The organism is Mesorhizobium sp. M7A.F.Ca.CA.002.05.1.1 (assembly GCF_003998335.1).
In the GTDB taxonomy this organism is placed as follows: domain Bacteria; phylum Pseudomonadota; class Alphaproteobacteria; order Rhizobiales; family Rhizobiaceae; genus Mesorhizobium.
Map to the genome: position 1 here is coordinate 1 of NZ_RZQI01000403.1, position 5,187 is coordinate 5,187.

Genomic DNA, 5,187 nt, shown 5'->3' on the forward strand with positions numbered 1-5,187 from the left:
CATGTTCTCAATCCACGCCGTCTTTGACATCATGGCCTGGATGCGGAATGTTAAAAGGCGGAAAGCCAACAATGGGAGTTAAGTCATGACAATTTACAAGAGTAATGGCGATCGCGTTCCGGATCACATCCTGGCCATGGCCGAAGAAGCCAAGGCAGGCAAGGTGGACCGCCGCGAATTCCTGGCCATGGCCAGCGTCTTCGGCGCATCGACGGCAATGGCTTACGGCTTGCTCGGCCTCGCCGATCCGACGCCGGCGAAGGCCGAAGAGGTAAAGGGCAAGAAGGGCGGCACGCTGAAGATCGCCCAGTGGATCAAGGATCCCAAGGACCCGCGCAAGGCCGACTGGTCGGAAATCGCCAATGCCGAGCGCCAGGCGCTCGAGCCGCTGGTCAAGTACACGTCCGAATACACGTTCCGCCCCTATCTGCTGGAAAGCTGGGACGTCAACGACGATGCCACGCAGTACACGCTGCATGTGCGCAAGGGCGTCACCTGGTCGAATGGCGATGCCTTCACCGCCGCCGACGTCGTCTTCAACCTGAAGCGTTGGGCCGACAAGAAAGCCGAAGGCAATTCCATGCCCGGCCGTCTTGGCTCGCTGGTCAAGGACGACAAGCTCGACGAAAGCGCCGTGACCATGCCGGACGACCACACGGTCGTGCTGAAGCTCACCAAGCCGGACATCGCGCTGATTCCGAACATGTGCGACTATCCCGGCCTCATCGTCCACAAGACCTTCGATGAGAAGGGCGGCGACTTCAAGGCCTGCCCGATCGGCACCGGTCCGTTCGAACTCGTCTCCTACGATGTCGGTCAGAAGGTGGTCTACAAGCGCCGCACCGACGACAAGTGGTGGGACGGCGAAGTGTTCCTCGACGGCCTGGAATTCATCGACTACGGCACCGATCCAGCAGCCATGGTCAGCGCTTTCGAAGCCGGCGAAGTGCATACCAATTTCGAGACTTCGGCCGACTACGTGTCGATCCTCGACGGCATGGACCTGGTGAAGTCGGAAATCGTCACCGCGTCGACCATCGTCTGCCGCACCAACGTCAACAACAAGCCCTATGGCGACCAGAAGGTGCGCAACGCGCTGCAGCTTGCGGTCGACAACAATGTCGTCTTGCAGCTCGGCTACGGCAACGCCGGCTCGGTCGCCGAAAACCACCATGTCTGCTCGATCCATCCGGAATATTACGAGCTGCCCAAGGTTGCCCGTGATCCGGCCAAGGCGAAGGCGCTGATGGCGGAAGCCGGCCAGGCCGACTTCGAACACGAGCTGATCACGGTCGACGAAGACTGGCACAAGAACACCGGCGATGCGATCGCCGCCCAGCTGCGCGACGCCGGCATCAAGGTGAAGCGCACCGTTCTGCCGGGTTCGACGTTCTGGAACGACTGGACGAAGTATCCGCTGTCGATGACCAACTGGAACATGCGCCCGCTCGGCGTCCAGGTTCTGGCCATCGCCTATCGCACCGGCGAGGCCTGGAACGAGGCCGGCTGGTCGAATCCGGAATGGGACGCCAAGCTCAATGCGGCGCTCGCCGTTGCCGACGCCGCCAAGCGCAAGGAAATGATGAAGGACATCGAGCAGATCCTGCAGGATTCCGGCATCATGATTCAGCCGTACTGGCGCAAACTCTACAGCCACTCGGTCAAGGCGGTGCAGAACTACAAGATGCACCCGACCTTCGAGCGCGACTACGGCAAGGTCTGGCTCGAACAGGCTTGATCGCATCGACATGGGGGAAGGGGCTCGCTCCCTTCTCCCGCTCTTTGCATCGTCCGTCCCCGTTGGTCCGCGCTTTCTCAAAAAAGTTACGGACTCGCGGGCAAGGCCGTGCAACAAAACAGGGTTGATCGCATCCGAAGGCCTGTTTGACAGCCAGCTCCGCCGGTCACGGCAGGGTTGGCTTTCATAGCCGGCTCAAACCCCAACCCATCGGCAGGGGGCCGCCATGCTTTCCTTCGTTATCAGGCGTCTTGGCACCATGGCATTGACGATGCTGTGCTTGACCATGGTCGTCTTCTTCCTGATCAACCTCGAACCCAATCTGAAGAAGCTGGCGATCAGCCAGACCGAAATGCATACGTCGGCCGAGCAGCTCGAGAGCTGGCTGGTCAACCACGGCTATCGGCAGAACTTCTTCGTCCGCTATGGGCAGTGGCTGGGCGTGGTGCCCAAGCAACCTGTGACAGACCCGGCGACCGGCAAACCGGCGCAGCGTTTCTCCTTCTGCAATGATCCGCTCGTGCCGACCTTCGCCGGCGTTTTCCAGGGCGATTTCGGCTGCTCGACCAAGTTCAAGGCGACCGTCGCCTCAAAGCTGTTTCCGGCACTCGGCGCCACGGGCATCCTGATGTTCTGGGTGCTGGTGGTGATGGTGCCGATCTCGCTGCTGATCGGCATTATGGCCGGCATGCGCGAGGGGTCGCGAACCGACCGGGTGCTGTCCGTGGCGTCGATCGCTTCGACGGCGACGCCTGAATATGTGTCGGGCGTCATCTTCACCGTCATCTTCGCCTCATGGCTAGGCTGGCTGAACGGCTCGGCGGCTTCGGCCAGCCAGGGCATCACCTTCTATAATTTCACTTTGCCGGTAATGACGCTGGCGATCTACGGCATCGGCTATATTGCGAGGATGACGCGTGCTTCGATGGTCGAAGTGATGACGCAGCAATATATCCGCACCGCCAGATTGAAGGGCCTTTCCTTCGGCAGCGTCGTGGTCAAACATGCCTTGCGCAACGCGCTGATCGCACCGTTCACCGTCATCATGCTGCAATTCCCATGGCTGCTCACCGGCGTCGTCATCGTCGAGGTGATGTTTCGCTATCAGGGCTTCGGCTACACGCTGGTCGAGGCGGCCGGCAACAACGACATCGACCTTTTGCTCGGCTGCTCGCTGGTCTCGGTGTTCATCGTCCTGATCACGCAGCTCATTTCCGATGTCGGCTACGCATTTCTCAATCCGCGTATCAGAGTTCAGTAGGGAGCGAAGCGGATGCCGGTTCAATATATCAGTGGCTTCACCATCGTTCTCGAAGTGCTGTCGCGCTTCTGGCCGGTCTGGATCGCACTCGTCATCGTCATGGGCGCGAGCTTCACCTACAAGAAGAAGCTGGCGCTCTACGGCCAGCTGTTCGACAGCGGTGTCGGCATCGTCGGCGTCGGCATCTGCCTGTTCTGGCTGTTCACGGCGATCTTCGCCGCGACCATTTCGCCCTTCGACCCGCTGGCCCAGATTCCCATCATGAAGGATGTGCTGCCGGGCGCCGTCGAACCGAAATCGGGGCTGACCTATCTGTTCGGCGGCGACAAGCTGGCGCGCGACGTGTTTTCGCGCATGGTCTATGGCAGCCAGATCGTGTTGATCATCGCGCCTGCCGCGACCGGCTTCGCGCTGATGGTCGGCATCACGCTCGGCCTGCCCGCCGGCTATTACGGCGGCAAGATCGACACCGTGCTGTCGTTCCTGGCCAATCTCGTGCTGGCCTTCCCGGTCATCCTGCTGTTCTATCTTTTGGTGACGCCGGGCATCATGGATACGCCGATCCCCTATGGCATGGCCGGCGTGTTCTTCCTGTTCCCGATCATCTTCTTCAGCGTGCTGTTCTGGACCCGCTACAAGAACCGGCCCGACCGGCTATACATCCTGCTCGGCATCACCCTGATCCTCGGCGGCTGGATCTATGCCGGCCTGGTCTTCGACGCCGATCCGCTGAAGATCGTGCATATCGACCCCAACCAGCTCAACATCTTCGTGGCGGTGGTGTTCGCCTCCAGCCCCGGCGTGTTTCGCATCGTGCGTGGCCTGGTGATGGACATCAAGACGCGCGATTATGTGGCGGCGGCGCAGACACGCGGTGAATCGCCCTGGTACATCATGCTGTGGGAGATCCTGCCCAATGCGCGCGGGCCACTGATCGTCGACGCCTGCCTGCGCATCGGCTACACCACCATCCTGCTCGGCACGCTCGGTTATTTCGGCCTTGGCCTGGCGCCGGAAAGTCCGGACTGGGGCACCGCGATCAAGGACGCCAGCCGCCTGCTGCGCTCCTTCATCCACCCAGCGTTGCCGCCGACGATCGCACTGATGTCGTTCGTGCTGGGCTTGAACCTGCTCGCCGACTCGCTGCGCGAACAATCGATGAAAGACTGATCTCGCGGGTTTCGACCCGATGCGCCTGAGAGAAACAGGCCCGAAAGAACCAGGATTGGAGCGACCCATGAACGAGGCAGTTCGAAATCCCGCCACGCCAACCAATGGGCCGGCCAACGCGCCGATCATCGAGATCGAGAACCTGTCGATCTCCTTCTTCACCCGCAAGGGCGAGATCCCGGCCGTCATGGATTTTTCCTGCACCGTCATGCCGGGGGAGGCGATGGGCATCGTCGGCGAATCCGGCTGCGGCAAGTCGACCGTGTCGCTCGGCATCATGCGCGACCTCTCCAACATCGGAAAAATCGTCGGCGGCAAGATCAAGTTTCAGGGCAAGGACATGGGCGAGCTCTCCGACGAGGAGTTGCGCTCCATTCGCGGCAACAAGATCGCGATGATCTACCAGGAGCCGATGGCGAGCCTGAACCCGGCGATGAAGGTCGGCCAGCAATTGATGGAAGTGCCGCTGATCCACGACAAGGTGTCGAAGGAAGAGGCCTATAAGCGCGCGCTCGAAATGGTGCGCTCGGTCAAGCTGCCGGACCCCGAGCGTATGATGCGCTCCTATCCGCACCAGCTTTCGGGCGGCCAGCAACAGCGCATCGTCATCGCCATGGCGCTGCTGTCGAAGCCGGCGCTGCTTTTGCTCGACGAGCCGACGACGGCGCTCGACGTGACGGTGGAGGCGGGCATCGTCGACCTGGTCAAGGGGCTGGGCGAGAAGTTCGGCACGTCGATGATCTTCGTGTCGCACAATCTCGGCCTGATCCTCGAAACCTGCGACCGCATCACGGTGATGTATTCGGGCGAGGCGGTGGAGACCGGCAAGATCAAGGATGTCTTCGACAGGATGCGCCATCCCTATACGCAAGGGCTGTTCCGCTCGATCCCGCTGCCCGGCGCCGACAAGAATTCACGGCCGCTGATCTCGATTCCCGGGCAGCTGCCGCTACCGCACGAGCGGCCCAAGGGCTGCAATTTCGGCCCGCGCTGCCACCATTTCGTGGAGGGCGTCTGC

At 61.2% G+C, this 5,187-nt stretch carries 4 protein-coding genes; all 4 read left to right on the plus strand.

Annotation, left to right across the window (positions count from 1 at the left end):
- Positions 1-85 precede the first annotated feature (85 nt).
- Entirely contained in the window at positions 86-1,738 is a 1,653-nt protein-coding gene (locus tag EN939_RS19930) for an ABC transporter substrate-binding protein (RefSeq protein WP_127269355.1), read from the plus strand.
- Between the two features lie 226 nt (positions 1,739-1,964).
- Entirely contained in the window at positions 1,965-2,999 is a 1,035-nt protein-coding gene (locus EN939_RS19935) for an ABC transporter permease (RefSeq protein ID WP_127269356.1), read from the plus strand.
- A gap of 12 nt (positions 3,000-3,011) precedes the next feature.
- Positions 3,012-4,169 carry an ABC transporter permease gene (locus EN939_RS19940; RefSeq protein ID WP_127269357.1) on the plus strand — a complete coding sequence of 386 codons (1,158 nt, stop codon included), beginning with the start codon at positions 3,012-3,014 and terminating at the stop codon, positions 4,167-4,169.
- Between the two features lie 67 nt (positions 4,170-4,236).
- Positions 4,237-5,187 (plus strand): ABC transporter ATP-binding protein (locus EN939_RS19945; RefSeq protein WP_164751094.1); only part of this gene is annotated, 951 nt, incomplete at its 3' end.

Excerpts from the sequence above, each read along its gene's own strand:
- EN939_RS19930 (WP_127269355.1), top strand. The coding sequence starts at position 86 with ATGACAATTTACAAGAGTAATGGCGATCGCGTTCCGGATCACATCCTG.
- EN939_RS19935 (WP_127269356.1), top strand. The coding sequence starts at position 1,965 with ATGCTTTCCTTCGTTATCAGGCGTCTTGGCACCATGGCATTGACGATG.
- EN939_RS19940 (WP_127269357.1), top strand. The coding sequence starts at position 3,012 with ATGCCGGTTCAATATATCAGTGGCTTCACCATCGTTCTCGAAGTGCTG.